Below are 25,238 nucleotides of genomic sequence, written 5' to 3'. Positions count from 1 at the left end.
GCGGTCACCAACTCCAGTTGCCCCGGACGGCGGGTGGCCGGATTGTCTGCTCGCCAGTCTTGACACCGATGCTGCAGTGCAGCAAAATTAGGCGACAGAGGGTGACCCGTTGATATCGATCTGCCAGACCCACTCGTATCGCCCGGTGATGGACGGACTGCGCTGTCTCGCCGTGACCTGCGACCACGGGACTTTTTGAATGAAGTACAGGCGCGATATCGATGGTCTTCGGGCCGTTGCGGTGCTGCCGGTTGTACTCTTCCATTTCGGAATCTCGGCAATTCCAGGCGGTTTTACCGGCGTCGATATCTTCTTCATCATATCCGGCTATCTGATCACCGGAAGCCTTCTGGACGACCTTGAACGCGGCCAGTTTTCGATCATCAGCTTCTATTGGCGCCGTGCCCGGCGCATCCTGCCGGCTCTGATCTTTGTCACGCTTCTCACCTGCATTGCGGCATTGTTCATTCTTCTGCCGTCAGATCTGCACGAATTCAGTCTCAGCGTCATAGCGGCCTCGACTTTCTGGTCGAACATCTATTTTTGGAAGACGTCAAATTACTTCTCCATCGATGCCGAGCTCCGACCGCTGTTGCACACCTGGTCGCTTTCGGTCGAGGAGCAGTACTATATCTTTGCCCCAATCCTGATGTTCCTGATCTATCGCTATTTTGCCAAGCGCTGGCTGACGATACTCCTGCCGATCATTCTCGGCAGCTTCGTGCTGGCGGTCATGGCGACATGGCTGGCGCCAAACGCGGGATTCTACCTGCTGCCGACACGAGTCTGGGAACTCATGCTGGGCGCGGTGCTCATGCTGAAACGGCCCCCGCCCTTGAGCAACCGGTTCCTTATGGAACTGGTCGGGCTGGCCGGATTTGGCCTTCTCGCCATCGGGTTCTTTGCGATCTCGGAGAGCGACCCGTTCCCGGGCTACAACGCTTTGTATCCTTGCCTCGGAACTGCCCTCCTTATCTATGTCGGCCAAAATAGCCCCTCGACGATCGCCAGCCGCATACTCGAAATTCGGCCGCTGGTCTGGATCGGCCTCATCTCCTATTCGCTGTATCTTGTTCACTGGCCGATCAATGCGTTCGCGCACTATCTTTCGTTACAAAAACTCGACCTGTCGATGACCGTTGCGATGACGGTTACAAGCTTCGCATTGGCTGCATTTTCCTGGAAGTACATCGAGCAGCCGTTTCGGCAGAAAAGGAGCTTCACCGCCCCGGTGCCGATCTTCGCCTTTTCAGCGGGCGCAATCGCTCTTCTTTGCGTTGGCGGGGCGGCCGGGGCGCTCGGCAACGGCTTTCCGCAACGGTTTCCGGACTATGCCCAACAGCGGATTCCTGTCGGGGACTGGGGCAATGGCACCTGTTTCAACGAGGGCTCCAGCCGGATCGAAAGCTGGAATATCGAGGATTGCACGCGCACTCGCGGCTTCCCAACAACCGTTTTGTTGTGGGGCGACTCGTTCGCCGCCCACTATGTTTCAGGCCTGGACGCCAACATAAATCAGCTCCAGGCCAACATCGTGGAGTATACTTACGCAGGCTGTCCACCGATCCTCTCTTACTTCTCCTATGCACGCCCGGATTGCATGCCGTTCAATCAGCGAGCCCTGAAGATCGTCCAGGACGCCGGCATCAAGACGGTTGTACTCAGCGGTCGGTGGACCGACTACGAGGCCAGAAGTTTCGACGGTCTCCAGCAAACGATCGATACGCTTGGTGGTCTGGGCGTGCGCGTGTTTGTCATCGGCCAGTCCCCGCAGTTCATAACCGATGTTCGAAAAATCGCGTTCTTCGCAAAGCGCGAAAATCTCGATGATACATCGTGGCCAATGGCCATGGATCCCGACATCAACAACCGTGTGCGCGCATTTACCAAAGGCGCCACCTTTATCGATCCGCTGAATTTCCTCTGTAGTGCAGGACGCTGCTCCTACGCCGACGCAGGCCAGTTTCTTTATTTCGACTATGGCCATTTCTCTTCAATCGGGGCCACGCTGGCAATTTCGAAATACTGGCCGGCTTTTGCCGCAGACGATGCCCTTGCCACGACGGAATAACAGTCTGGCGGCTGGCAAGGCACGAGTGCACGCTTAACCATTGCCCGAACGCCGGCTTGCGTGGTAACGAGGCTGCTGCGCGGGTATGATGTAATGGTAGCTTGTCAGCTTCCCAAGCTGAACGCGCGGGTTCGATTCCCGCTACCCGCTCCAGGTTGTTCCGCAAAGGTTTGTGCCTGATTTAGCAAGAGCTGAAACCCACCAGTTTTACAGGCAGTTTTACGGTTTTAGTTTTGCTTCGGTTCCTGGAATCGCCGTCGGCGCTTCGGCGAGATCGCATGTCCACCCTTGCGCGCCTTCAGGTGCACACGATCAAACGACCGCTCACCCGTTCCGGTCGTCATGCGGATGGGCCATTATCGTCGCCCGCGAGCGGACTTATGCGAGTTGCACCGTTAGTCATGAGGCGAAACGATCTTCTCGAACCTGACGGTGTGAATGCAGTCGCGACCGTCAAGGGGGTTTTTCGCTGGGGCTGATTTGTAAGTCAGCATTCGACTGTCCGTATCGACGAAACGAACTTGCTGGGTGCCCTCCCACGTCGCGTTCCAGCTCATGTCAATATGGTGAATAACTCGATCATCTTCGACCGTGTATGTCCCTGCATAGGCAAACATCGAATCGTAGAGTTCGATCTTTTCTTCAGGAGTAGGGACAAGCTCGTTGGGTGTAATGCGATCTTCATTAAGCACGAGGACCATCACTCGGCCATCCGCAGCATAGGTGATAACGCCTCTGGGATTCTTTCCCAAAGCGTCTCTGACTTCGCCGGATTCAAGGACCTCATAAGTCCAGGAAATCATCCTCCACGATCCCAGCAGCAAAGTTGCCAATTGCGACACGGCACTGACCTCCACGAAGGGTGGATCAAATTAGCATGAAGCCTGACCCTGCCAAAGTTCCGGTGGAACTCGATTTATCCAATTGGCGACATGGCAAGGCAGACTACTGCAAACCACCAAAAGCGGACTTTCCTCGATCGAATTCTCTTCCCGAAGCCAATGTTCAATGGATCTGGAACTCCCGACCCAATCCCCTTTCGACTTGGCATCTCGAGGGTGGCCAATCCATTCTGCTACGGAGCAAGCTCGTCGGCGGCACGGGCGATCTCGTTCGTGAACTCGACTTTCGTGCCCGGCTGCACGATAGAGCCAAGGTCTTCGGCATCCCAATTGGTCAGTCGGATGCAGCCATGCGAGAAGGTCGTGCCGATCTTGCCCGGGTCGGGGGTACCGTGGATGCCGTAGCTTTCGATGGAGAGATCGATCCAGACCGAACCCACGGGATTGTTCGGCCCGGCAGCGATGGTGAAGGGCCGCTTGGTCCGGACTCCCTTGAAAGCGAAGTCCGGATCGTAGTGATAGGTGGGGTTGTGCACCACGCGCTTGACCTCCGCCATGCCGCTTGGCGCCGGGTTTTCATCACTCCCAATCGAGGCGGGGTAGACTGCGAGCCATTTGCCGGAATGGTCGAGCACGCGCACCAGGCGAGCGCCCTTGTCGACCTCGATGCGGGCGACGCCAGCGGGAGGATCGCCCCGGCCAATATCAGGCACCATCAGGGTCGTGCCGGGCTTCCTGAAGCCGATGCCCGGATTGAGCATCCTGAGCAACTGTTCGCTGACATGGAAGCGCTCCGCCAGCTTCTCTGCCGCGGTGCGATAGCCGAGCCGCCGCAGACGGGCCATCCTCTCCAGGCGAGCCGGGATACGCCTGGTGAAGGGTCCGCGCACATCCTTGCGCGTCACCTCATAGGTGACCAGCACCGGGTCGGTGGAAGTTGCCATGAGCTTGTCCCAGGTCTCCCGAGTGAGCTTGCCGTCGGAATGGAGTCCGTTCGCCGCCTGAAAGGCGCCGATCGCCTTGGCGAAGTTCTCTGAAAGCCGGCCGTCGATCAGGCCCGGCGAGAAGCGGGCGCGATCCAAGAGAATCTGCGCCTTCAACACGGTCGGATCGGCATCCTTCGGTTCGCCGGCGGCGAACTGGGCTTGATTGACGGTGGTTAGGTCCAGCTTGGCTGCCCGCGCTCCGCCGCAAGCCAGGGCAAGCATCGCCGCGAAAACGAGGAGGAGCCTGATCATCGATGGTCTCGCTGGGGCTGCAACAGGAGCCCGCTTCTATGACGCGGCACGGCCCTGTGTGGTTCCTTCGCTCGAGCGATATTCTGAATTGAAGCGACATGACCGAAGACCGTGCAGCTGCGATAGCTATGCAGTGGATCGGCAATGGATTGCTTGATTTAACGCCGTCAGCCTACCTCTCTCAAAATGAAGTCGTGCAGCATCTTGGCTGCCGGCGACAGCGCGCGATTTTTTACGGTGATCAGGCTATAAGGCCTGACCTCGATGTCGAACTCGGTCTGGACGACGTCGATGGCGCCGGCCAGCCCCTCGGGGTTCTGGATGAATTTCGCCACCTGGATCGACACCGGCGCGATGGCGTCCGACTGCGCGACCATGACCAGGGTCAGGAGCAGCGAGCTGGTGTTGAGGATGCGGTCCGGCAGCGCGATGTTGCGGTTCAGGAAATTGCTCTCCATCGCCTGGCGCAGCGGCGAGCCGCCCGACTGGAAAACCCAGTCGTAGGCGGCGGTCTCCTCCAGCCGCACCGCCTTGCCCTTAGCCAGCGGGTGGCCGCGGCGCACGATCAGGCAGGCTTTTTCGACGCCGATAACGCGGGCCTCGAACAGCCGTGGATTAAGGTCGTCGGGGATGCGCGCGATGATGAAATCGTGACGTGTGGCGATCAACTCGCGCGCCAGCACATTGGAGGTCTCGACCTGCATTGTGATCTCGATACGCGGATAGATGCGCCGGATTTCGCGGATCGCCGGCACGGCGAGCTCGATCGCAGGGGCCGTCACCGCGCCCAGGAACACCGAGCCGCCCTTGCCCGCCTTGAGCTCCGATATCTCGCGGTCGACTTCACGCATCTCGAGCAGGATCGAACGCGCGCGCCTCGCCAACGCCTTGCCATAGGGCGTCAGCGTGATGCCGCGCGGCAGCCTTTCGCACAGCTTGACATCGAGCACCGCCTCCATCTCGGCGATCATGCGCGAGGCGGCGGGCTGGGAAATGTTCATGACCTGAGCTGCCGCGCTGACCCGGCCATGGTCATCGAGGGCTGCGACCATGCGCATGTGGCGAAGACTGAGGCCGCTGCGCAGCAGGGTCTCACTCCTGCCGGGACTTTCGCCATAACCATCTGAAAGTCCAGTAGGATCCCGTAGCGCCGCCATGATCTCCGTTTGCTCCTCGCTCGTGGCCGGCCGGCAATCCGGCCAGATCTTTTGTCCACTTTCAGTATATCAGTCTGGGTATAGCAACCACCAAAGATCGCATTTGACAGTTATGGCAAAGAGCCACACCCTTGGCGCGTCCTGAGGCTTGACCGTCGCCAGCGAGAAAAATCGCATCGACTGGAACCAGAGTCTCAGGGCCGATTGGGAGGATACCGGAGATCGATATGACGGCAGCGGCGCGTTTGGCGCTCCTGCGCGATCGCGCGGCCCACGAAACCCAGGGTGCGCGTCCATCAACCAGGGAGAGTTAATGTGAAGATCATCAAGACACTGGCCGCCGTCGCGGCCCTTAGCATCGCGGCCATGACGGTCCCGGCGCAGGCAGGCGAAGGCCTCATCGGCGTGCTGATGCCGACCAAGACCTCGCAGCGCTGGATCAACGACGGCGACGCCGTCAAGTCCCAGCTCGAGGCTCTGGGCTACACTGTCGACCTGCAATATGCGCAGGACGATATCCCCAATCAGCTCAGCCAGTTGGAAAACGAAATCACCAAAGGCCCGAAGGCACTGATCATCGCCTCGATCGACGGCACCACGATGTCGGACGCCCTGCAGAAGGCGGCTGACGCCGGTGTCGTCGTCGTCGCCTATGACCGGCTGATCAAGAAGACCGCGAATGTCGACTACTACACCACGTTCGACAATTTCGGCGTCGGCGTCATCCAGGCGAAATCGCTGCTCAAGGGCCTCGGCTATCCCGAAAACAAGGGTCCATTCAACATCGAGCTGTTCGGCGGTTCGCCGGACGACAACAATGCCTTCTTCTTCTACGACGGCGCGATGTCCGTTCTGCAGCCGCTGATCGACGACAAGACCCTCGTGGTGAAGTCCGGCCAGATGGGCATGGACAAGGTCGGCACGCTCCGCTGGCTGGCAGCGACCGCCCAGGCCCGCATGGACAATCTGCTCTCCGCCAACTACTCGGATGGCAGCCGCGTCGATGGCGTGCTCTCGCCGTATGACGGTCTGTCGCGCGGTATCATCGCCTCGCTGCGCGCCGTCGGTTACGGCACGGCCGATCAGCCCTGGCCAATCGTCACCGGCCAGGACGCCGAAACCGCTTCGGTCAAGGCGATCATCGCCGGCGAGCAGTACTCGACGGTGTTCAAGGACACCCGCGAACTCGCCAAGGCGACGGTCGAACTCGTCGACAAGGTGCTCTCGGGCGGCAAGCCGGAAGGCCTCGACACCACGACCTACAACAACGACGTCAAGGTCGTCCCCTCGATCCTGCTGACGCCGCATGAGGTCGACAAGTCGAACTACCAGGCGCTGGTGGTCGATTCCGGCTACATCAAGGCCGAAGAGCTGAAGTAACCGCAGTTGTAAAAACCGGGGTCCTGCGCAGCGCAGGACCCCTTTTCGTTAGCGAGCGACACCGGTATTGTTTCCGGACCTCGGAGGAGTGGTATTCCTGATGGCCTCGACGATTTTGGAGATGCGTGACATCACCAAGACGTTTCCCGGCGTCAAGGCGCTGTCGAATGTCAACCTCAGCGTCGAGGAAGGCGAGATCCACGCCGTTGTCGGCGAGAACGGCGCCGGCAAGTCGACGCTGATGAAGGTGCTGTCGGGCGTGTATCCATCCGGCACTTATGACGGCGAAATCATCTATCGCGGCGATGAGTGCCATTTCAAGGGCATCCACGACAGCGAGCGCCGCGGCATCGTCATCATCCACCAGGAACTCGCGCTGGTTCCGATGCTGTCGATCGCCGAAAACATCTTTCTCGGCAACGAGCACGCCAGATACGGTGTCATCGACTGGAACGCCAACGAGACGCGCACCAGCGCTCTGCTCAAGAAGGTGGGCCTTAAGGAAGACCCCAAGACGCTGATTACCAATATCGGTGTCGGCAAGCAGCAATTGGTCGAGATCGCCAAGGCGCTCAGCAAGGAAGTGCAGCTGCTGATCCTCGACGAACCGACGGCGAGCCTGTCCGAAAAGGACAGCCAGGCGCTGCTCGACCTGCTGCTCGAATTCAAGCGGCAGGGCATCACCTCGATCCTGATCTCGCACAAGCTCAACGAGATCAACCGGGTCGCCGACAAGGTCACGATCATCCGCGACGGGCGGACCATCGAGACGCTGCCTAAGAAAGACATTTCGGAAGACCGCATCATCACCTCGATGGTCGGCCGCTCGCTAGACGACCGTTATCCGTCGCGCGAGCCCGAGATCGGTGAGATCGTGCTCCAGGTGAGGAACTGGTCGGTCTATCACCCGATCCATGCCGAGCGGCAAGTGATCAAGGGCATCGACATCGACGTCCGCAAGGGCGAGGTGGTGGGTATCGCCGGGCTGATGGGCGCCGGACGCACCGAATTCGCGATGAGCCTGTTCGGCAGCTCCTATGGCCGCCGCATCACGGGGGAGGTGCTGCTCAAGGGCAAGCCCATCGATGTCTCCTCTGTCAGCAAGGCAGTGGAACACGGCATTGCTTACGTCACCGAGGACCGCAAGACCTACGGTCTCAACCTGATCGATCACATCAAGCACAACATCACGCTGGCCAATCTTCCCGGCGTGTCGCGCCATAGCGTGATCGACGACATGCGCGAGCTCGCCGTCGCCAACGACTACAAGGCCAAAACCAACATCCGCTCGTCCAGCGTTTATCAGATGACCGGCAATCTATCGGGCGGCAATCAACAGAAGGTGGTGCTGTCGAAGTGGCTGTTCGCCAATCCGGAGGTGCTGATCCTCGACGAGCCGACGCGCGGCATCGACGTTGGCGCCAAGTATGAAATCTACACGATCATCGCGCGTCTCGCCTCGGAGGGTAAGGCGATCATCGTCATCTCGTCGGAGATGCCCGAACTGCTCGGCATCACCGACCGCATCTATGTCATGAACGAAGGACGTATCGTCGGCGAAATGGCGGCGAGCGATGCCAGCCAGGAAAAGATCATGCGCGCCATCGTTCGCGGAGAAGGAAAAGCATCATGAGCACCGAAAGCGCTCCCGTCCCGAAAAGCGGCGTCGCCGAAGATGTGCAGCAGGGTCCGCGCGTTGCCGTCTCGGCGCTGGTCACCAACCTGCGCGAATACGGCCTGATCCTGGCGCTTATCGCCATCATGGTATTCTTCCAGTACACGACGTCCGGAACGCTGTTCAAGCCGGTGAACTTGAGTAACCTGGTGCAGCAGAACAGCTTCATCATCGTGATGGCGCTGGGCATGCTGCTGGTGATCGTCTCCGGCCATATCGATCTCAGCGTCGGGTCCGTCGCCGGTTTCATCGGCGCGCTGGCGGCGATGATGATGGTCATCTGGCCTCTCGGCCCTTTCAGCAATCCGCTGGTGGTGTCGATCATCTGCCTGATCATCGGCGGCGCGATCGGCGCGGGACAAGGCTACTGGATCGCCTATCACCGAATACCGAGCTTCATCGTCACGCTGGCGGGGATGCTGATCTTCCGCGGCATCTGCCAGGCGCTGCTGGGTGGCGGGTCTTCCGTGGGGCCGCTCCCAGCCGGCTTCAAGGCGCTCAGTTCCGGCTTCATTCCGGACGTGATCGGCTCGTTGACGCTGATCCCGCCGGTCGTGAACGCTGCCGGCAAGACCATCGTCGGCAGCGGGCTGACGCTGCACATGACGACGATCGTGATCGGCCTCGTTGCCGTGCTCGCCTATGCCTATTTCGGACTCAGGGCACGGCGCAGCCGCGAGCGGCATGGCTACCAAGCCGAACCCTTCACGCTGTTCGTCGTCAAGACCCTGGTGACCAGCGCTCTGGCGCTGTTTCTGGTCTACCAATTCGCCACCTACAGAGGTCTGCCAATCGTTCTCGTAGTGATGGGCGTGCTGATCGCGCTGTTCGTCTTCGTCACCAAACGCATGACGGTCGGCCGCCGTATCTACGCAATGGGCGGCAATGCCAAGGCGGCGCAGCTATCGGGTATCAAGACCGAGCGGCTGACCCTGATGGTGTTCATCAATATGGGCGTGCTCTCGGCGCTCGGCGGGCTGATCATTGCGGCGCGCCTTGGCCAGGCGGTGCCGGCGGCCGGCCTCGGCAGCGAGCTCGACGTCATCGCCGCTGTGTTCATCGGCGGCGCTTCGGCGATGGGCGGCGTCGGTCAGGTTATTGGCGCGGTGGTCGGCGGTTTCATCATGGGCGTCATGAACAACGGCATGTCGATCATGGGCGTCAATGTCGATTGGCAACAGGTGGTCAAAGGCCTGGTGCTGCTCGGCGCCGTGGTCTTCGACGTCTACAACAAGAACAAGGCTTGAGGGCGAGGGAACTCATGCAGGTCGCCAAACGTGTGCAGCGTGTTGGGACAACGACATGCATAAAAACAAGGATTAAAGCGGGCCGCCTTTCAAACGCGGCGCGCGTTTAGGAGGCACGGGTCACATCGCGGCGCTGCCGGGCGGCGCAAAGAAGTCCCTCAGGGACCGGGCCCGCGAGCGCAATCCGGACGAACAGTTCACCAGTGGCGCGGATACTATCCGAGCCGCGCTGGTCAAGGTTTGCCAACCCGGCAGCCAGGCCAAAGGCAATTGAGAGAGGGTACATCATGCTGATCTCCCAGATCCTCGACGACGCAGAGACCATCCGCGTCGTTGCCCGCAACGGCGGCAAGACCCGAATCATCAACGGCGCCCGCAGCGTCTATTCGCTGGCGATGGAGGCCGCGCGCACAGGCACCGGACTTGTCGCCCTCATCGAGCGCAAGGGCTTCGGTGAAGCGGTCGACCTCGATGCCGCCTACAAGAAGGGGCGGCTGTTGTCACCAATCAACCATCCCGACCCGGCGCATCTCCACCTCACCGGCACCGGGCTGACACATCTCGGCTCCGCCGCGACCCGCGATTCCATGCACAAGAAGCTCAGCACCGACGGCGAGGAGCAGCTCACCGATTCCATGAAGATGTTCCGCATGGGGCTGGAAGGTGGCAAGCCGGCCAAGGGCCAGACGGGCGTGCAGCCGGAATGGTTCTACAAGGGCAACGGCACCATGGCGGTGGCGCCCGGTGCGGCACTTCTGTCGCCCGCCTTCGCCGAGGATGCCGGCGAGGAGCCGGAAGTCGCCGGCATCTATGTCATCGGCGACGACGGCGCCCCTTTCCGCGTCGGCTTCACGCTGTCAAACGAGTTTTCCGACCATGTCACCGAGCGCGTGAACTATCTTTTCCTCGCGCATTCCAAGCTGCGCAACGCTTCGTTCGGGCCGGAGATCCTGATCGGCGAACTGCCGTCCGACGTCAGGGGTACCTCGCGCATCGTCCGCGACGGCAAGCTGCTGTGGGAAAAGCCATTCCTGTCGGGCGAGGCGAACATGTCGCATACCATCGCCAATCTCGAACATCACCACTTCAAATATTCGGCCTTCCGCCAGCCGGGCGACGTGCATGTGCACATGTTCGGCACGGCAACGCTGTCCTTCGCCGACGGCGTCAGGACCGAGGCCGGCGACGTGTTCGAGATCGAGGCCAAGGATTTCGGCCTGCCGCTACGCAACCCGCTTGAAATCGAGCAGCCGGTGAAGGTCGCCGTGAAGGCGCTTTGAACGGTCAATGACGGCGTGATCTCTCCCCTTGTGGGGGAGATGGCCGGCAAGCCAGAGGGGGCGCTGTCCCGCCAAATGCCTGCAGGTTGCCGCAGCTGGTCGCAGGGTGCGAAGTTGGTGATCCTTCGCGCCCCCCTCCTGCCCTGCCGGGCATCTCCCCGATGAGGGGGGAGATTGGCAGCTTCAACCTCTCAATAGATATCGAAATCGAAATATTTGGCCTGGATCTTCTTGTAGGTGCCGTCTGCGACGATCGCATCGATCGCGGCGTTGAGCTTTTCGCGCAGCGCATTGTCTTCCTTGCGCACGGCTATACCGGCTTCGGTCTCAGTGCCCTTGACGTCGCCGACCATCTTGCAGCAGCCGTCGCTCGACTTCTTCATCCAGTCCATCAGCACGAATTTGTCTGAAAGGACGGCATCAAGCCGGCCGTTCATCAGGTCGGCGACCGCCTCCTCCTGGGTCGGGTAGAGCTTCGCCTCGGCGCCTGCCTTGCTATAGACATCCTGGGCATAGTCGGCCTGGGTGGTCGAAGCCTGCGCGCCGACTGTCTTGCCGGCGAGTGCTGCGGGTTCGGTCGAGGCAATATCGCTGTCCTTCAGGGCCACCAGCGAAAGCGGCGTCGTATAGTATTTGTTGGTGAAGGAGACCTGCTTCTTGCGCTCCTCGGTGATGCTCATGGACGCGATGATGGCGTCGAATTTTCTGGCCTGGAGCGCTGGGATCATGCCGTCCCAGTCCTGCGTGACAAGTTCGCATTCGACCTTCATCTGAGCGCAAAGCGCATTGGCAATGTCGATGTCGAAGCCGACGAGCTTGCCATCCGCGGTGATGGTGTTGAACGGCGGATAAGCGCCTTCGGTGGCGATCTTCAACTTTTCCTGTGCTTGCGCCGACATGGACCCGGCAGCCATCACCAGCATGGCAGCTGCTGCTGCCGATGCGATCCATCTTGAAATCTGCATTTCTTGTTCCCTTGGTTCCAACCACCTTGACGGTTGGGCACAACCAAGCACGGCCTACAAGGTCAGGCAAGCACAGTCTGATTTAATCGGCGATCAGCGTGCGACGCGGAAATGCTTGGACAGTTTCAGGCCCTGTGCCTGGTAGTGCGAGCCGAGATCAGTGCCGTAGAGCGCCTGCGGCCGCTTCAGCATGTGCTCGTAAACCAGCCGCCCGACGATCTGGCCGTGGTCGAGGATGAACGGCACTTCGTGGCTGCGCACTTCGAGCACCGCCCTGCTGCCGGTGCCGCCGGCCGCCGAATGGCCGAAGCCCGGATCGAAGAAACCGGCATAGTGAACACGGAATTCGCCAACCAGCGGATCGAAGGGCGTCATCTCGGCGGCGTAGAGCGGCGGCACATGCACCGCTTCCTGGCTGACGAGGATATAAAATTCGTCCGGATCGAGCACCAGTTCGCCGGCGCCGCTCTTGTAGAGCGGATCCCAGAAATCGACGACATCCTGTGCCGCGCGCTTGTCGACATCGACCAGGCCGGTGTGGTGCTTGCCGCGGTAGCCGACCAGCCCGTCCTTGTCGCCATCGAGGTCGATCGACAGCGCAATACCGCCGCCGGAAATATTCGGTGGCTCGGTGGCGACGAGCGTCTCGGCACGGTGCAATTCGTGCAGCTCGCTTTCCGACAAAAGCGCATTGCCGGTGCGGAACCTGATCTGAGACAGCCGCGAGCCGGCGCGGACAACGATCGGAAAGGTGCGCGGGCTGACTTCCAGATAGAGCGGGCCGTTGTAGCCGGCAGCGATCTTGTCGAACTCGTGGCCACGATCGGTCATCACGCGGGTGAAGATGTCGAGCCGTCCGGTCGAGCTCTTCGGGTTGGCGGAGGCGGAAATGCTTGCCGGAAGCGCCAGGCTCTCGAGCAGCGGCACGATATAGACGCAGCCCGTCTCCAGCACCGCACCATCAGCGAGATTGATTTCGTGCAGCTTCAGACGGTCGAGTTTTTCAGCAACCCTGTGGTTGGGGCCGGGAAGGAAGGAGGCGCGCACCCGCCAGGCCTTGTCGCCAAGCCTGAGGTCGAGGCTGGCCGGCTGGACCTGGTCGGCATCAAGCGCGCGCGGCGATTTCAGAGCGCCCGACTGGAACAGCGCGGAAATGTCCTGATCGGGAAGAATGCCTGTCTGCCGCAAAGTCTGGCTCCGCTCGAAGGCCGGGCGAGGTCTCGTTTTGTTGCAGGTCCTTGCCACGGAACCTGCTGGTACAACCTCTTAATCATGCCGGCAATTGACGCAAGCGCGGTGCAGGTCTAAAGGGTCATTATCCCGTGGTGATTTGGCCGGTCGGCTTGCAGCCACGTTAAACAAGTCGCTAAAGGACCGTCGGGCCGAAAGGCCGTATGGACCGGTTGCGACTTTCGCGGCCGGTTTTTTTGTGTTTGGACCATTTTTGGTGTTTGGAACAAGGTGATGACGAGCAACAAGCGCAACTGGAAGCCTCAGACCGCCCTCGTGCATGCAGGAACGCTGCGTTCCGGCTTCGGCGAAACCTCCGAGGCGATGTATCTCACGCAAGGCTATGTCTACGACACGGCGCAGGCGGCGGAAGCCCGCTTCAAGGGCGAGGAACCGGGCTTCATCTATTCGCGCTATGCCAATCCGACGGTCGACATGTTCGAGAAGCGCATGTGCGCGCTGGAAGGTGCCGAAGATGCCCGCGCCACCGCATCCGGCATGGCGGCGGTCACAGCGGCGTTGCTGTGCAGCGCCAAGGCCGGCGACCACATCGTGGCGGCGCGCGCGCTGTTCGGCTCCTGCCGCTGGGTGGTCGAAACGCTGGCGCCGAAATACGGCATCGAGGCGACGCTGGTCGACGGCACCGAAATCTCCAATTGGGAAAAGGCGGTCAGGCCCAACACAAAGCTGTTCTTCCTTGAAAGCCCGACCAATCCGACGCTGGAAGTCGTCGACATCGCAGCCGTCGCCTCACTTGCCAATTCGATCGGAGCGCGGCTGATCGTCGACAACGTCTTTGCCACGCCCTTACAGCAGAAGCCGTTGCAGCTCGGCGCCCATATCGTCGTCTATTCGGCGACCAAGCACATCGACGGCCAGGGGCGCTGTCTCGGCGGCGTCATCCTGTCGGACAAGAAGTGGATCGACGAGAACCTGCACGACTATTTCCGCCACACCGGTCCCAGCCTGTCGCCGTTCAATGCCTGGACGCTGCTGAAGGGCCTGGAAACGCTGCCGCTGCGCGTGCGCCAGCAGACGGAAAGTGCCGGCCGGATCGCGGACTTCCTCGCCGAGCAGCCGGAGATCGCCCGCGTCATCTATCCCGGCCGCGCCGATCACCCGCAAGCGGCGGTCGTCAAGAAGCAGATGTCGGGCGGCTCGACGCTGATCTGCCTCGACGTCAAGGGCGGCAAACAGGCGGCTTTCACCTTCCAGAACGCGCTCGATATCGTGCTGATCTCTAACAATCTCGGCGATGCCAAGAGCCTGATCACCCATCCGGCGACGACGACGCACAAGAATCTGAGCGATGAGGCGCGTGCCGAACTCGGCATCGGGCCAGGCACGCTCAGGCTGTCCGTCGGCCTGGAGGACACAGACGACCTGCTCGAAGACATCGAGCAGGCACTGAAAGCCGCCAGATAGGGATACGCGCCGAACAGCTTCGCTCGAATCGTCAGGCCAAGCGCGGTCAGGCGCCCGACGGGGTCTCTTCCAATTCCGCACCGGCGCTGGTGTGGATGGTCATCGTGTTGCCGCGCCAGTCGACGGCACCGCTGAGCCAGCCGCGCACCCAGATGGCGGGAAGCATCACGTCCCGCGCAACCATCGCCGGGATCATGCGCAGCGACAGGTGCCAGCCCTTGGCCGAGGCGAGAGCGCATTCCGGGAGATAGGCGACTACCAGCACGGCAACGGCGGTTGCCGACAGGCTGAAGCCGGCGCCTGCTGCAGCAACCAGCGCAAGCACCAGCGGTGGCGCCGCTCCGATCAGGATCTCGGGCGCGAAGAACAGGGGGAAGGTGACGCGGCGCAGGCGTGCCCAGCGGGCCTGACGCGACCAGATTTCGCCAAATGTGCGCAAACCGAGCGGCTGCTCGAAGGGCGAGGCGACGAGATTGACACGCAGTCCAAGCCCGTTGACCAGCTTGGTCGCGGCGGCATCCTCGGCAATCTCGGCGGCAAGCGCACGGATGCCGCCATTGGCGTCGAGCATGGGCTTGTTCCACAACATGCTCTTGCCCTGGGCGAAACCGAGGCCGAGCGCCTCGCCGGTATATTGCCAGCGCGCCTGCAGCGTGTTGAGGAAAGCGCATTCGACCTCCGCCCAGAACCCGTCCGGCCGCGAGCCGATCGGCGTCGAGCAGACAAGGCCAGTGTCCGGCCGCCATGCCGCCATCAGATACTGGACATAGTCCCTCGACATCAGGACGTTGGAATCGGCAAGGATGACCCAGCGGTGGCGCGCGGCCTCCCAGCCCTTCACGCAATTGTTGAGTTTCGGATTGCCGCTGATGCGGTCGTCGCCGACGAGCAGCCGGGCCGGCACGGCTGGAAAGCGGGCGATCGCGTCGGTGATCGGCCCGACCACCGGGTCATCGGCATGGGCGACGCAGAAGATGAGCTCATAGCGCGGCCAGTCGAGAGAGAAGGCGCGCTCGAGCGTTTCCTCGGCAAACGGTTCGACGCCGCGCGACGGCACGACGATCGACACCGGCGGCGCCTTGCCGGCTGCCGGCGTGATCCTGCCAGGCCGCTTCAGCTTCAACGAAGCGAGCAGGATGCTGGCGAGATTGACAAGAAGCAGAGCTGTGGAAAGCAAGGCGGCTGTGACTGTCAATTCCATCGATATCTGGTCACTCCAGAAAAAACCGGCCGCATGAAAGCCGTTTCAACAGTTCGACAGAATGCTGAGTCGCCCGGCCCTGCACACCATCATTGTCATGTGTCACTTAAATGACATTGTTCTTCGGCACCTGCGCGCAAAGCAGGCGGGCAGCGACGGGAAGCACCCCGTTGACCAAGCTGCGGAGAGCGTCGAGAGTTCCGTCTACATATTGTGGAGTAGTCTATGTACAGCGCCGTTACGCGCAACATCGAAGTACAGGTCAGGCCGTTCTATCTGGAAGATCGCTCCGACCCGTCGGAGAACCGCTATGTCTGGGGCTACCAGGTGACCATCGACAACCAGTCGGATGAATTCGTGCAGCTTCTGTCACGCTATTGGCACATCACCGACGGCACCGGCCGGGTCGAGGAAGTGCGCGGCGCCGGCGTTGTCGGCGACCAGCCCGAACTCAACCCCGGCGACAGTTATCAATACACGTCTGGGTGCCCGCTCTCAACGCCATCCGGCATCATGGTCGGCCACTACACGATGCGCAACAAGCGGGGCGAGACGTTCGATGTCGCCATCCCCGCCTTTTCGCTCGACCTGCCGGGCACGCGGCGCACCGTCAATTGACGCTCACTTGGGTTCCTCGCCCTCGCGAAGCGGAGGAGAGAGGGTGCCCCACTCCGTGGGGCGAGGAACCCAAACTCTGCGAAGGCGCCGCACTCGGTATTTGGCGATTCCTACTTCCATTGGAAGAATGCCAGCGGGCAGATAGGCAGCACTGACGCTCGTTATTGCGCGGCGGCAAACTCCGCCGGGTCGAAGTCATATTGCTTCGAACAGAATTCGCAGGCGACATGAATGCCGCCATCCTCGCTGCTGTCCCTGATCTCGTCGGCGGAGAAGCCTTCGAGAATGCCGCGGATCTTCTCCCTGGAGCATGAGCACTGGTCGGCAACCGGTACGCCGCCGAAGACGCGCACGCCGTGCTCGTGGAACAGCCGGTAAAGCAGCCGCTCGGCGCCGATCGTCGGGTCGATCAGTTCCGTAGGCTCGATGGTGCCAAGCAACGCCAGCAGTTCCTGCCAGGAATTGTCGGCCGGATCGTGGATCTCCTGGCGCGGATCGCCGTCGCCGCCTGGAAGATCGGGCACGCGCATGCGGTCCGGCGATTGCGGCAGGAACTGCGCCAGGATGCCACCGGCACGCCATTGCTCGCGGGCGCCGCCGACGCCGGGCGTCAACAGCTTGGCCACCGTGAGCCTGAGATCGGTCGGGATCTGTTCCGACTGCCGAAAATAGGTGCGCGCGGCCTCCTCCAGCGTCTCGCCGTCGAGCTGGACGATGCCCTGATAGCGCTGCGTGTGGGCGCCCTGGTCGATCGTCAGCGCCAGGACACCGCTGCCGAGCAGCGTCTGCTGCGAAGTTTCGCCGGCAGACGTCAGAGCCTCCAGCCGGTCGGCGTCGAAGCGCGCGTAGGCGCGTAGCGCATGCGGCGTGGAAAAATCCGCCACCAGCATATCGACCGGTCCGTCCGTGCGGGTCTGCAGGATGAACTTGCCTTCGAACTTGAGCGAGGTGCCGAGCAGCACCGTCAGCACGCAGGCTTCCGCCAGCAGGCGAGCGACCGGCTCGGGATAGTCATGACGGCTGAGGATCGCGTCGAGCATCGGCCCGAGCTGGACGGTGCGGCCGCGCACGTCGAGCGGGCCGACCTCGAAGGGCACGACATAATCGTCGCCGGCGTAGCCGAATTCGCCGAGTTTGGGTTGTTGTTCAGCCAATTGATGAGTTTCCAACATGACAAAGCTCCAGGGCGCGGCCATGCCGCCCTCCGGGGCGCATGCGTCGAAACGCGCTCGATTTGCGTGATGCGCCTGAGATAGGCACCACGCAGTGCCGGATCAAGGTGGCCCGGATCAAGCGCCCAGACACCAGGCCAAAACCGCCTTCTGGGCGTGGAGCCGGTTCTCGGCCTCGTCGAACACTACCGAATGCGGCCCGTCGATGACTTCGTCGGTGACCTCTTCGCCGCGATGCGCCGGCAGGCAGTGCATGAACAATGCGTCCGGCTTTGCCTTCGCCATCAGCGCCGCATTGACCTGGTAGGGTGAGAAGACATTGTGGCCGCGAGCACGGTGCTCCTGGCCCATCGACACCCAGCAGTCGGTGACGACGCAGTCGGCCTCGTGGACCGCCTCCTCGGGCGAGCGGGTGAAGTGCAACTTGCCACCATGCGCCGTCGACCAATCGACATGCTTCTGCGCCGGCTCGCTGCCTTCCGGCACGGCGACGTTGAGGTTGAAGCGGAACCGCGCCGAGGCCTCCAGCAGGGAATGCAGCACGTTGTTGCCGTCGCCGGTCCAGGCGATTGTCTTGCCGGCGACCGGACCGCGATGCTCCTCGAAGGTCATGATGTCGGCCATCAGTTGGCAGGGGTGGGTATCGTCGGTCAGCCCGTTGATGACGGGAACGGTGGCGTTCTCGGTCAGCTCCAGCAGCCGGTCATGCGATGTGGTTCGGATCATGATCGCATCGACATAGCGCGACAGCACCTTGGCCGTGTCGGCGATGGTTTCGGAGCGGCCGAGCTGCATCTCGGTGCCAGTCAGCATGATGGTCTCGCCGCCGAGCTGGCGCATGCCGACGTCGAAGGACACGCGCGTGCGCGTCGACGGTTTGTCGAAGATCATCGCCAGCACTTTGCCTTCGAGCGGTTTTGTCCGCTCGCCCGCCTTGAGCCTTGCCTTTCGCACCACGGCATCGTCCAGCATGAAGCGCAGATCGCCCTCGGAAACGGCGGAAAGATCAGTGAAATGGCGAAGGCTCATTTGGGGTCTTTCGACTGTTACTTCGCGGCAGCCGCGGCGATGGCATCGGCCAGGCCCCGGGCACCGGCACGGATGCGGTCGAGCGCCTCATGGATCTCGGCGTCGGTGACGGTGAGCGGCGGCAGCAGGCGAAGAACGTTGTCGCCGGCCGGAACCGCAAGCAGATGCTGGTCGCGCAACGCCATGTTCACCTTGGTGTTGGGTGCGGCGCATTTCAGGCCGAGCATCAGGCCGGTGCCCCTGATGTCTTCGATGATGTCAGGAAACTCGTCGGCGACGCCCGCCAGCCCCTGCTTCAGCAGCAACGCCTTGCGCTGGACCTCCTCCAGGAAGCCGTCTTCCAGCACCACGTCGAGCACGGCGTTGCCGACCGCCATCGCCAGCGGATTGCCGCCGAAAGTCGTGCCGTGCACGCCGGCGGTCATCCCGACGGCCGCCTCGTCGGTGGCGAGACAGGCGCCCATCGGGAAGCCGCCGCCGATGCCCTTGGCAACCGCCATGATGTCGGGCGTGACGCCAGCCCATTCATGCGCGAACAGTTTTCCGGTGCGGCCGATGCCGCACTGGACCTCATCGAAGATCAGGAGCAGGCCATGCTGTTCGCAGAGCTGCCTCAGCCGCTTCAGCGACTGCGTGGGCACCGGGCGGATGCCACCCTCGCCCTGCACCGGCTCGATCAGTATCGCGGCGGTCTCTGATGTGATCGCCTTTTCGGCGGCGTCGATGTCGTCGAAGCCGACCTGGTCGAAACCTTCGACCTTGGGTCCGAAGCCTTCCAGGTATTTATACTGGCCGCCGGCGGCGATGGTCGCCAGCGTGCGGCCATGAAAGGCGCCTTCGAAGCTGATAATGCGAAAGCGCTCGGGATGGCCCTTGACGAAGTGATAGCGCCGCGCCGTCTTGATGGCGCATTCCAGCGCCTCGGCGCCGGAATTGGTGAAGAACACCTTGTCGGCGAAGGTGGCGTCGACCAGCCGCTCGCCCAGACGGCTCTGCCCCGGAATCTCGTAGAGGTTGGAGACATGCCAGACCTTGGCCGCCTGCTCGGTGAGTGCCGAGACCAGATGCGGATGGCTATGGCCCAGCGAATTCACGGCGACGCCGCCGCCAAAATCGAGATATCGCTCGCCCTTGTCGGTGACCAGCCAAGTGCCTTCCCCATGGTCGAAGGCCAGGGGTGCGCGGGTAAAGGTCTCGAAAAGCGCCGAACCGCTCATTATATGCGTCTCCGGAACCGGAAAATCAAAAAGCCGCCAAAGCGGCGGCCTTGCGGCTTATCGTGTTTTTCGGCCATGAAGTCAACGAAAAGGTCGCGCAAGGACGCGCGGCAAGCTCTCCAGCGAGACGCCGGCTCATCAGCGACCGGGCAAGTTGGGGAAAACCGAAAAAACTGATTCGTGTTGGCCCTCAGACTCTTGTCACTGAGTCAGCGCATAAGGTAATTGTAGTCGAGAAATAACTAGATTTCGTGCGGCGGACCTAATCACCCGATATATGTGGTGTCTGCCCGGCGGAAGCCGGATCGTGGAAGGATTCCGATCGCCGCACATTTCAGCAGGAGCGCGGTCTCATGAATTGGACTGACGAGCGGGTCGAACTTCTTAGAAAATTGTGGTCGGAGGGACTGAGCGCCAGCCAGATCGCCGCACAGCTCGGGGGCGTCAGCCGCAATGCCGTCATCGGCAAGGTGCATCGGCTGAAACTGTCGGGCCGCGGACGCTCGACCGCCACGCCGGCACGCCAGAAGAAGAGCGTGCAAGGATCGAGCGTCCAGAAATCGGTGTCGCGGGCGGCAAGCACCGCGCGGCATATCACCACGTCGATCGGCGCGACCGCGCTGCAGGCGCAATTCGACACCGTACCGGTGGCGCGTCATTACGTCCGTCCGGTCGAGAACGTCGTCGTGCCGATCTCGCGGCATTTGCAACTCGTCGAGTTGACCGAGCGGACATGCAAATGGCCGAATGGCGATCCGCTTTCGGAAGAGTTCCATTTCTGCGGCAACGACGCGGCCGAAACCGGACCCTATTGCAAGTACCACGCTCGCATTGCGTTTCAGCCCGCTTCGGAGCGGCGGCGCAGTCGCTGAATAGCGAATAGCCTTTGCGAAAGGCGCAAGTCGTTTCTTGCCCTATTCCCTATTCGCTTTCTTCACAGCCAGCCGCTCTTGCGGAAGCGCCAGTAGAGAACCGAGCAGACCAAAATAATCGCTCCCAGAACGACCGGGTAGCCATATTCCATCCTAAGTTCCGGCATGTCGTTGAAGTTCATGCCGTAGATGCCTGCGAGCGCCGTCGGCACCGCCAGGATTGCAGCCCATGAGGCGAGCTTCTTGGTGATCGCCGTTTCCTGGCTCTGGCCAACCAGGAGGCTCGCCTCGAAGGCAAATGCGAGCACCTCCCGCAAGCTGTCGATCTTCTCCTGGACGGTGCGGATGTGGTCGGTGACGTCGCGGAACAGCGGGTGCATGGCCGCATGGATCTGCGGCAGGTCGGCGCTGGTCAGCCGGCGGCAGACTTCCACCAGCGGCAGCGCGGCGTTGCGCAGGCGCAAGAGATCGCGGCGCAGCATGTAGAGCCGCTCTATGTCGGAGCCGGTCATCGGCTTCAGCAGGACCCTGTCCTCGATCGCCTCGACCTCGTCCTCGATCTGCTCGAGCACCGGCATGTAGTTGTCGACGATGAAATCGAGAATGGCATAGAGGACGAAATCCTCGCCCTTGGCTAGCGAATGCGGGCAGCTTTCCCAATGCTGGCGAACGACGGCATAAGAAGTCGAGGGACCGTGCCTGACGCTGACGATGTAGCCGGCGCCGACGAACAGATGCGTCTCGCCGAAGGTGACGCGCCTGTCGATCAGTTGAGCCGTGCGGGCAACGATGAACAACGCATCGCCATATTGCTCGATCTTCGGCCGCTGATGCGGATGCTCGGCGTCCTCGATCGCCAGATCGTGCAGGTGGAATTGCGCCTGGACGCGAAGCAACAGGTTGCGGTCCGGCTCGAGCAGGCCGATCCAGACGACATGGCCTGGCTTCTTGGCCCATTCGCCAGCTTCCTCGATCGGAATGTCGGCGACACGCCGGCCGGCGGTATAGACGCTGGAAGCGACGATGGCCGCTGTCGGCGGGGCCGGCGTCAGGTTCCGAACGGTTTCCATCGCTACCTCCTGGAGGCATGGCCTCGGGTCAGGATCAGGAACGTTCGGTAAAGCTTAGCCTAAATCAGCAATGGGTTCGAGAGGCAGCCGTTCACTTCGCCGGTAGCGTTACGGGAAGCACAATCTTGTCTGTCTTGTCGCCCTTCGGCCGCTCGGCCGGCATCTGGTCGCCGGTGACGATGTAGTAGATCGTCTCGGCGATATTGGTGGCGTGATCGCCGATCCGCTCGATATTCTTGGCGCAAAACAGCAGGTGCGTGCAAGGCGTGATGTTGCGCGGATCTTCCATCATGTACGTCAGCAACTCGCGAAACAGCGAGGTGTACACGGCGTCGATCTGATCATCGCGATCACGCACCAAGCCGATCTTTTCCACCGAGCGCGACGCGTAGACGTCGAGCACTTCCTTGAGCTGCGTCAACGCCAGGTCGGCCAAGGCCTCAATGCCGCGGAACAGGCTGGTCGGCTGGCGCCCTTCTATGACGGCAACCACGCGCTTGGCGACATTCTTGCCGAGGTCGCCGACCCGTTCGAGGTCCGCCGAGATGCGGATCGCGCCGACGATCTCGCGCAAATCCGTCGCCATCGGCTGGCGCTTGGCGATGATGATGATCGCCTTGTCGTCGATCTCGCGCTGCCCTTCGTCCAGAACGGCATCGTCACGGATGACTTTCTGGGCAAGACCGGGGTCGGCGTTGACCAGGGCCGCGATCGCCTGTTCGACCATGCGTTCGGCATGCCCGCCCATCGCGGCGATGCGCTTCGACAGATATTTCAGCTCCTCGTCATAGGCGCTGACGATGTGCACGGACTGCATAGAGATGCCTTCCCGGGGTCTTCTGGTCCGAGTCGTTTCCTCGAATCCCCGCTGATACGCTAGCCGGATGACAGAAAAAAGAAACCGTTAGAGCGACGTGCGTCCACTTGGAGACAGAGTACGCCCTAAGTCCCTTATCCACGCATCCGGCTGTCCTAAAATCTTCCGGTTTTCGGCCGACGCGTTCTTAGGTAGTGAGGCGTCAGTGCGCCGGCAAATGCACCGTGAAAGCTGCGCCCTTGCCGACCTCCGACTTGATTGAGAGCCTGGCGTTGTGGCGCGTCAGGATATGCTTGACGATGGACAGGCCAAGCCCGGTGCCTTTCTGGGTCCGGCTGTTTTCGACATCGACGCGGTAGAAGCGTTCGGTGATGCGCGGGATGTGCTCCTCGGGAATGCCGGGACCGAAGTCCCGGATGGTGACGTCGATGCCCGGTTCGGGACCGTCGTTGCTATGAGAAATCGTCACCACGACACGTCCACCCGACTGTCCGTATTTGCAGGCGTTTTCCAGCAGATTCTCGAAAACCTGGAAAAGTTCATCGCGATCCCCCGGCACATTGAGCGGCCCTTCCGCGAAATCCCGCTCTATGGCAACACCGTTCTGCCTGGCAAGCGGCCCCAGCGAATCGATGACGCTGTCGAGGGTCTGGCGGAGATCGACCTCAGTTCCCGGCTTCAGATAAGGTTTCATTTCCAGTCGCGACAGCGACAGCAGGTCGTCGATCAGGCGCGCCATGCGGCCGGTCTGGTTCTGCATGATCTGCAGGAACTGCTCGCGCGCCGCCGGGTCGTTGCGGGCCGGGCCGCGCAGCGTCTCGATGAAACCGGAGATCGAGGCGAGCGGGGTGCGCAATTCATGGCTGGCATTGGCGATGAAGTCGGCCCGCATCCGGTCGATGCGGCGTGCCTCGCTCTGGTCCTTGAAGACCAGCACATAGAAGTCGGTACCGTGACCGACCGAAGACGCACTCACCCGGTAGGCCCGTTCGACCGGCAGCTTTTCGGTATAGTCAACGACATCCGAAGCGGCGGCGCCCGATAAAATACTGTCCAGCAAGGCCTGCATCTCGGGCGCCCGGAATTTCAGCGACAGCGACATGCCCGGTGCGATGCCACCGAAGGCGGCGAAGGCGGCGGCGTTGGCATGGACGATCGTGGCGGTGCGATCGAAGATGATCAGCGGATCGGCAACGGCGGCCGCCAGATATTCTCCCGACAGCTGTTGTAGCCCGCCCGCCTCGATCGCCGCGGCATCCTCCGCGGGCTGGCGCGCAACGCCGGCCGGCAGCATCGCGGCGGCAAACAGCAGCACGGCACATGCCAGCAGCACCACGTAGCCGGTCATGTCTGCGAAACCATAGACCGTCAGGACCGCGACGATGCCGGCCGCCAGCAGCCAGCGGCTGTTCCACAACCGAGTGGCGACCAGTTGCGCCGTGCTTCGCTGTTCTGTGCCGCCCATGTCAGCCATTCGCGCGCACTCCTCCACCCGGTCCGGCCGGGTGCAAACTTCCCGCTGGACCGGCCTAGAGCGCCGTGCGTCCAATTGGACGCACAGTGGACGCCCTACCACTGTTAATCTGCTGCATCGTTCGTTCCGAAAACGATTCCGATTTTCAGGCCGATGCAGTAAGGCTCCCAATAGCATGAGTCCGGAAACTGGAAAGGTTCGTCTCGATGAAAAACCCCAAGGAAGATGCCGCCGCGCCCGTTCCAGGTCCGCTGAAGATCCGCATCGACGGCAAGGAGCGCGAGTTCGACATCGAGGATCCAAAGCTTCCGGACTGGGTCGAAGACAACAAGCTGAGCGCCGGCGGCTACCCCTACGACAAGAAAATGAAAAGCGACGAGTATGACGAGACGCTCGAGCGGCTGCAGATCGAGCTGGTCAAGGCGCAGGCATGGCTGCAATCGACGGGCAAGCGGGTGATGTCGCTGTTCGAAGGACGCGATGCCGCAGGCAAGGGCGGCACGATCTTCGCGCTGCGCCAGTACATGAACCCCAGGACAGCGCGCAACGTAGCGCTGACCAAGCCTAGCCCAACCGAACTCGGGCAATGGTATTTTCAGCGCTATGTCGCGCACTTCCCGACATCCGGCGAGTTCGTCACCTTCGACCGCTCCTGGTATAATCGCGCCGGCGTCGAGCCGGTCATGAGCTTCTGCACGCCGGAGCAGCACGAGAAATTCCTGGACGAGACGCCGTATTTTGAACGGATGATCTGCAACGAGGGCATCCATTTCTTCAAGTTCTGGCTAAACATCGGTCGGGAAACACAGCTTGAGCGATTTCACGATCGCCGCTGGAGTCCTTTGAAGAGCTGGAAATTCTCGCCGATCGACATTGCCGGCATCACCAAATGGGACGACTACACCAAGGCGCGCGATGTCATGTTCGAACGCACGCACGAGGAATTCGCGCCCTGGATCATCGTGCGTGCCAACGACAAGCGGCGCGCGCGACTTGCCATCATCCGGCGCATCCTGTTGTCGCTTCCCTATGATGGCCGCGATCTCGACGCCATCGGCAAGGAAGACAAGAAGATCATCGGGGAAGGGCCTTCGTTCCTGGGAATACAGGCCTGAAGCAGTGCCGCGCGCCCCAAGGACCCGCGGCCCCAATGCAGATGTTACAGTAAATATGCCCGAATACATATAAATCCCCCCCCCCCGCAAAACCCAGCAGCCCCCCCAGCCGGGGTTAGTACAGCAAAACCAGCTGAAAAAGC

21 protein-coding genes, 1 tRNA gene and 1 riboswitch are annotated in these 25,238 nt (G+C 61.6%); of the genes, 10 read left to right on the top strand and 12 right to left on the bottom strand.

The features are described from left to right. Nucleotides 1-199 precede the first annotated feature (199 nt). Both AC0L3L_RS01230 and AC0L3L_RS01225 read left to right on the top strand, forming a co-directional pair. The gene (locus AC0L3L_RS01230; protein ID WP_473636240.1) at nucleotides 200-2,071 is read left to right on the top strand and encodes an acyltransferase family protein; all 1,872 of its coding nucleotides are present in this window, start codon (nucleotides 200-202) and stop codon (nucleotides 2,069-2,071) included. 79 nt (nucleotides 2,072-2,150) lie between these two features. Continuing rightward, nucleotides 2,151-2,224 (top strand) — tRNA-Gly (locus AC0L3L_RS01225). Between the two features lie 242 nt (nucleotides 2,225-2,466). On the opposite strand, the gene AC0L3L_RS01220 is transcribed toward AC0L3L_RS01225, so the two are convergent. The 3 genes from AC0L3L_RS01220 to AC0L3L_RS01210 form a co-directional block, all read right to left on the bottom strand. After that, a complete protein-coding gene (locus tag AC0L3L_RS01220; protein ID WP_473636239.1) occupies nucleotides 2,467-2,913 on the bottom strand; it encodes a lipocalin-like domain-containing protein in 447 nt (148 codons plus the stop codon). Between the two features lie 233 nt (nucleotides 2,914-3,146). Beyond that, nucleotides 3,147-4,151 (bottom strand): L,D-transpeptidase family protein, encoded by a 1,005-nt coding sequence (locus AC0L3L_RS01215; RefSeq protein ID WP_473636238.1) that lies wholly within the window; start codon nucleotides 4,149-4,151, stop codon nucleotides 3,147-3,149. A gap of 167 nt (nucleotides 4,152-4,318) precedes the next feature. Next, the gene (locus AC0L3L_RS01210; protein ID WP_473636237.1) at nucleotides 4,319-5,308 is read right to left on the bottom strand and encodes a LysR family transcriptional regulator; all 990 of its coding nucleotides are present in this window, start codon (nucleotides 5,306-5,308) and stop codon (nucleotides 4,319-4,321) included. A gap of 315 nt (nucleotides 5,309-5,623) precedes the next feature. On the opposite strand from AC0L3L_RS01210, the gene chvE reads away from it, so the two are divergent. From chvE to araD1, 4 genes are all read left to right on the top strand, one after another. Next, entirely contained in the window at nucleotides 5,624-6,688 is a 1,065-nt protein-coding gene (gene chvE, locus AC0L3L_RS01205) for a multiple monosaccharide ABC transporter substrate-binding protein (protein ID WP_473483731.1), read from the top strand. A gap of 100 nt (nucleotides 6,689-6,788) precedes the next feature. Further along, nucleotides 6,789-8,321, top strand: a complete 1,533-nt coding sequence (mmsA, locus tag AC0L3L_RS01200; protein ID WP_473483733.1) for a multiple monosaccharide ABC transporter ATP-binding protein — start codon at nucleotides 6,789-6,791, stop codon at nucleotides 8,319-8,321. Further along, entirely contained in the window at nucleotides 8,318-9,610 is a 1,293-nt protein-coding gene (gene mmsB / locus AC0L3L_RS01195) for a multiple monosaccharide ABC transporter permease (protein WP_123146578.1), read from the top strand. Before mmsA ends, mmsB begins: the two co-directional genes overlap by 4 nt. Before the next feature lie 287 nt (nucleotides 9,611-9,897). Beyond that, the gene (araD1, locus tag AC0L3L_RS01190) at nucleotides 9,898-10,890 is read left to right on the top strand and encodes an AraD1 family protein (protein ID WP_123146576.1); all 993 of its coding nucleotides are present in this window, start codon (nucleotides 9,898-9,900) and stop codon (nucleotides 10,888-10,890) included. A 191-nt stretch (nucleotides 10,891-11,081) separates the two neighbouring features. Here araD1 and AC0L3L_RS01185 read toward each other — a convergent pair whose 3' ends face one another. Together AC0L3L_RS01185 and AC0L3L_RS01180 are read right to left on the bottom strand one after the other, a co-directional pair. Then, complete coding sequence (locus AC0L3L_RS01185) at nucleotides 11,082-11,855, bottom strand: ABC transporter substrate-binding protein (RefSeq protein ID WP_473636236.1); 774 nt, start codon at nucleotides 11,853-11,855, stop codon at nucleotides 11,082-11,084. Nucleotides 11,856-11,948: 93 nt separating this feature from the next. Then, nucleotides 11,949-13,043, bottom strand: coding sequence for a 2'-deoxycytidine 5'-triphosphate deaminase (locus AC0L3L_RS01180; protein ID WP_473636235.1), 1,095 nt, complete (start codon nucleotides 13,041-13,043; stop codon nucleotides 11,949-11,951). Nucleotides 13,044-13,167: 124 nt separating this feature from the next. Next, a riboswitch (SAM riboswitch) is annotated at nucleotides 13,168-13,245 on the top strand. A gap of 74 nt (nucleotides 13,246-13,319) precedes the next feature. On the opposite strand from AC0L3L_RS01180, the gene AC0L3L_RS01175 reads away from it, so the two are divergent. After that, nucleotides 13,320-14,510, top strand: a complete 1,191-nt coding sequence (locus tag AC0L3L_RS01175; protein ID WP_123146574.1) for an O-succinylhomoserine sulfhydrylase — start codon at nucleotides 13,320-13,322, stop codon at nucleotides 14,508-14,510. Nucleotides 14,511-14,556: 46 nt separating this feature from the next. Here the strand turns inward: AC0L3L_RS01175 and AC0L3L_RS01170 are convergent, their stop codons facing one another. Then, nucleotides 14,557-15,711 carry a ceramide glucosyltransferase gene (locus AC0L3L_RS01170; RefSeq protein WP_473636234.1) on the bottom strand — a complete coding sequence of 385 codons (1,155 nt, stop codon included), beginning with the start codon at nucleotides 15,709-15,711 and terminating at the stop codon, nucleotides 14,557-14,559. Nucleotides 15,712-15,936: 225 nt separating this feature from the next. On the opposite strand from AC0L3L_RS01170, the gene apaG reads away from it, so the two are divergent. Then, the gene (gene apaG / locus AC0L3L_RS01165) at nucleotides 15,937-16,329 is read left to right on the top strand and encodes a Co2+/Mg2+ efflux protein ApaG (protein WP_065005838.1); all 393 of its coding nucleotides are present in this window, start codon (nucleotides 15,937-15,939) and stop codon (nucleotides 16,327-16,329) included. Nucleotides 16,330-16,490: 161 nt separating this feature from the next. On the opposite strand, the gene AC0L3L_RS01160 is transcribed toward apaG, so the two are convergent. From AC0L3L_RS01160 to AC0L3L_RS01150, 3 genes are all read right to left on the bottom strand, one after another. Then, nucleotides 16,491-17,525: an Hsp33 family molecular chaperone gene (locus AC0L3L_RS01160; protein WP_473636233.1), complete on the bottom strand. Its 1,035-nt coding sequence runs from the start codon at nucleotides 17,523-17,525 to the stop codon at nucleotides 16,491-16,493. A 93-nt stretch (nucleotides 17,526-17,618) separates the two neighbouring features. Next, complete coding sequence (argF, locus tag AC0L3L_RS01155; RefSeq protein WP_123146572.1) at nucleotides 17,619-18,530, bottom strand: ornithine carbamoyltransferase; 912 nt, start codon at nucleotides 18,528-18,530, stop codon at nucleotides 17,619-17,621. A 17-nt stretch (nucleotides 18,531-18,547) separates the two neighbouring features. Continuing rightward, complete coding sequence (locus AC0L3L_RS01150; RefSeq protein ID WP_473526047.1) at nucleotides 18,548-19,747, bottom strand: acetylornithine transaminase; 1,200 nt, start codon at nucleotides 19,745-19,747, stop codon at nucleotides 18,548-18,550. 353 nt (nucleotides 19,748-20,100) lie between these two features. Here AC0L3L_RS01150 and AC0L3L_RS01145 point away from each other — a divergent pair, with 353 nt between their 5' ends. Beyond that, entirely contained in the window at nucleotides 20,101-20,619 is a 519-nt protein-coding gene (locus AC0L3L_RS01145; protein ID WP_095493542.1) for a GcrA family cell cycle regulator, read from the top strand. Nucleotides 20,620-20,681: 62 nt separating this feature from the next. Here AC0L3L_RS01145 and AC0L3L_RS01140 read toward each other — a convergent pair whose 3' ends face one another. The 3 genes from AC0L3L_RS01140 to AC0L3L_RS01130 form a co-directional block, all read right to left on the bottom strand. Then, nucleotides 20,682-21,689 (bottom strand): magnesium and cobalt transport protein CorA, encoded by a 1,008-nt coding sequence (locus AC0L3L_RS01140; RefSeq protein ID WP_473636232.1) that lies wholly within the window; start codon nucleotides 21,687-21,689, stop codon nucleotides 20,682-20,684. Nucleotides 21,690-21,780: 91 nt separating this feature from the next. After that, nucleotides 21,781-22,506, bottom strand: a complete 726-nt coding sequence (phoU, locus tag AC0L3L_RS01135; protein ID WP_473483750.1) for a phosphate signaling complex protein PhoU — start codon at nucleotides 22,504-22,506, stop codon at nucleotides 21,781-21,783. 202 nt (nucleotides 22,507-22,708) lie between these two features. After that, a complete protein-coding gene (locus AC0L3L_RS01130) occupies nucleotides 22,709-23,980 on the bottom strand; it encodes a sensor histidine kinase (RefSeq protein ID WP_473636231.1) in 1,272 nt (423 codons plus the stop codon). Between the two features lie 206 nt (nucleotides 23,981-24,186). Between AC0L3L_RS01130 and ppk2 the strand changes: the two genes are divergently transcribed. Beyond that, nucleotides 24,187-25,095 carry a polyphosphate kinase 2 gene (gene ppk2, locus AC0L3L_RS01125; RefSeq protein WP_473526050.1) on the top strand — a complete coding sequence of 303 codons (909 nt, stop codon included), beginning with the start codon at nucleotides 24,187-24,189 and terminating at the stop codon, nucleotides 25,093-25,095. Nucleotides 25,096-25,238 lie beyond the last annotated feature (143 nt).

It is taken from the genome of Mesorhizobium sp. WSM4849 (genome assembly GCF_055811385.1).
The sequence above is the reverse complement of the archived record's forward strand: the minus strand, read 5'-3'. Positions and strand labels throughout refer to the sequence as shown.

Excerpts from the sequence above, each read along its gene's own strand:
- AC0L3L_RS01230 (WP_473636240.1), top strand. The coding sequence starts at position 200 with ATGAAGTACAGGCGCGATATCGATGGTCTTCGGGCCGTTGCGGTGCTG.
- AC0L3L_RS01215 (WP_473636238.1), bottom strand. The coding sequence starts at position 4,151 with ATGATCAGGCTCCTCCTCGTTTTCGCGGCGATGCTTGCCCTGGCTTGC.
- AC0L3L_RS01210 (WP_473636237.1), bottom strand. The coding sequence starts at position 5,308 with ATGGCGGCGCTACGGGATCCTACTGGACTTTCAGATGGTTATGGCGAA.
- mmsA (WP_473483733.1), top strand. The coding sequence starts at position 6,789 with ATGGCCTCGACGATTTTGGAGATGCGTGACATCACCAAGACGTTTCCC.
- mmsB (WP_123146578.1), top strand. The coding sequence starts at position 8,318 with ATGAGCACCGAAAGCGCTCCCGTCCCGAAAAGCGGCGTCGCCGAAGAT.
- araD1 (WP_123146576.1), top strand. The coding sequence starts at position 9,898 with ATGCTGATCTCCCAGATCCTCGACGACGCAGAGACCATCCGCGTCGTT.
- AC0L3L_RS01185 (WP_473636236.1), bottom strand. The coding sequence starts at position 11,855 with ATGCAGATTTCAAGATGGATCGCATCGGCAGCAGCAGCTGCCATGCTG.
- AC0L3L_RS01175 (WP_123146574.1), top strand. The coding sequence starts at position 13,320 with ATGACGAGCAACAAGCGCAACTGGAAGCCTCAGACCGCCCTCGTGCAT.
- AC0L3L_RS01170 (WP_473636234.1), bottom strand. The coding sequence starts at position 15,711 with ATGGAATTGACAGTCACAGCCGCCTTGCTTTCCACAGCTCTGCTTCTT.
- apaG (WP_065005838.1), top strand. The coding sequence starts at position 15,937 with ATGTACAGCGCCGTTACGCGCAACATCGAAGTACAGGTCAGGCCGTTC.
- AC0L3L_RS01160 (WP_473636233.1), bottom strand. The coding sequence starts at position 17,525 with ATGGCCGCGCCCTGGAGCTTTGTCATGTTGGAAACTCATCAATTGGCT.
- argF (WP_123146572.1), bottom strand. The coding sequence starts at position 18,530 with ATGAGCCTTCGCCATTTCACTGATCTTTCCGCCGTTTCCGAGGGCGAT.
- AC0L3L_RS01150 (WP_473526047.1), bottom strand. The coding sequence starts at position 19,747 with ATGAGCGGTTCGGCGCTTTTCGAGACCTTTACCCGCGCACCCCTGGCC.
- AC0L3L_RS01145 (WP_095493542.1), top strand. The coding sequence starts at position 20,101 with ATGAATTGGACTGACGAGCGGGTCGAACTTCTTAGAAAATTGTGGTCG.
- AC0L3L_RS01140 (WP_473636232.1), bottom strand. The coding sequence starts at position 21,689 with ATGGAAACCGTTCGGAACCTGACGCCGGCCCCGCCGACAGCGGCCATC.
- phoU (WP_473483750.1), bottom strand. The coding sequence starts at position 22,506 with ATGCAGTCCGTGCACATCGTCAGCGCCTATGACGAGGAGCTGAAATAT.
- AC0L3L_RS01130 (WP_473636231.1), bottom strand. The coding sequence starts at position 23,980 with ATGGCTGACATGGGCGGCACAGAACAGCGAAGCACGGCGCAACTGGTC.
- ppk2 (WP_473526050.1), top strand. The coding sequence starts at position 24,187 with ATGAAAAACCCCAAGGAAGATGCCGCCGCGCCCGTTCCAGGTCCGCTG.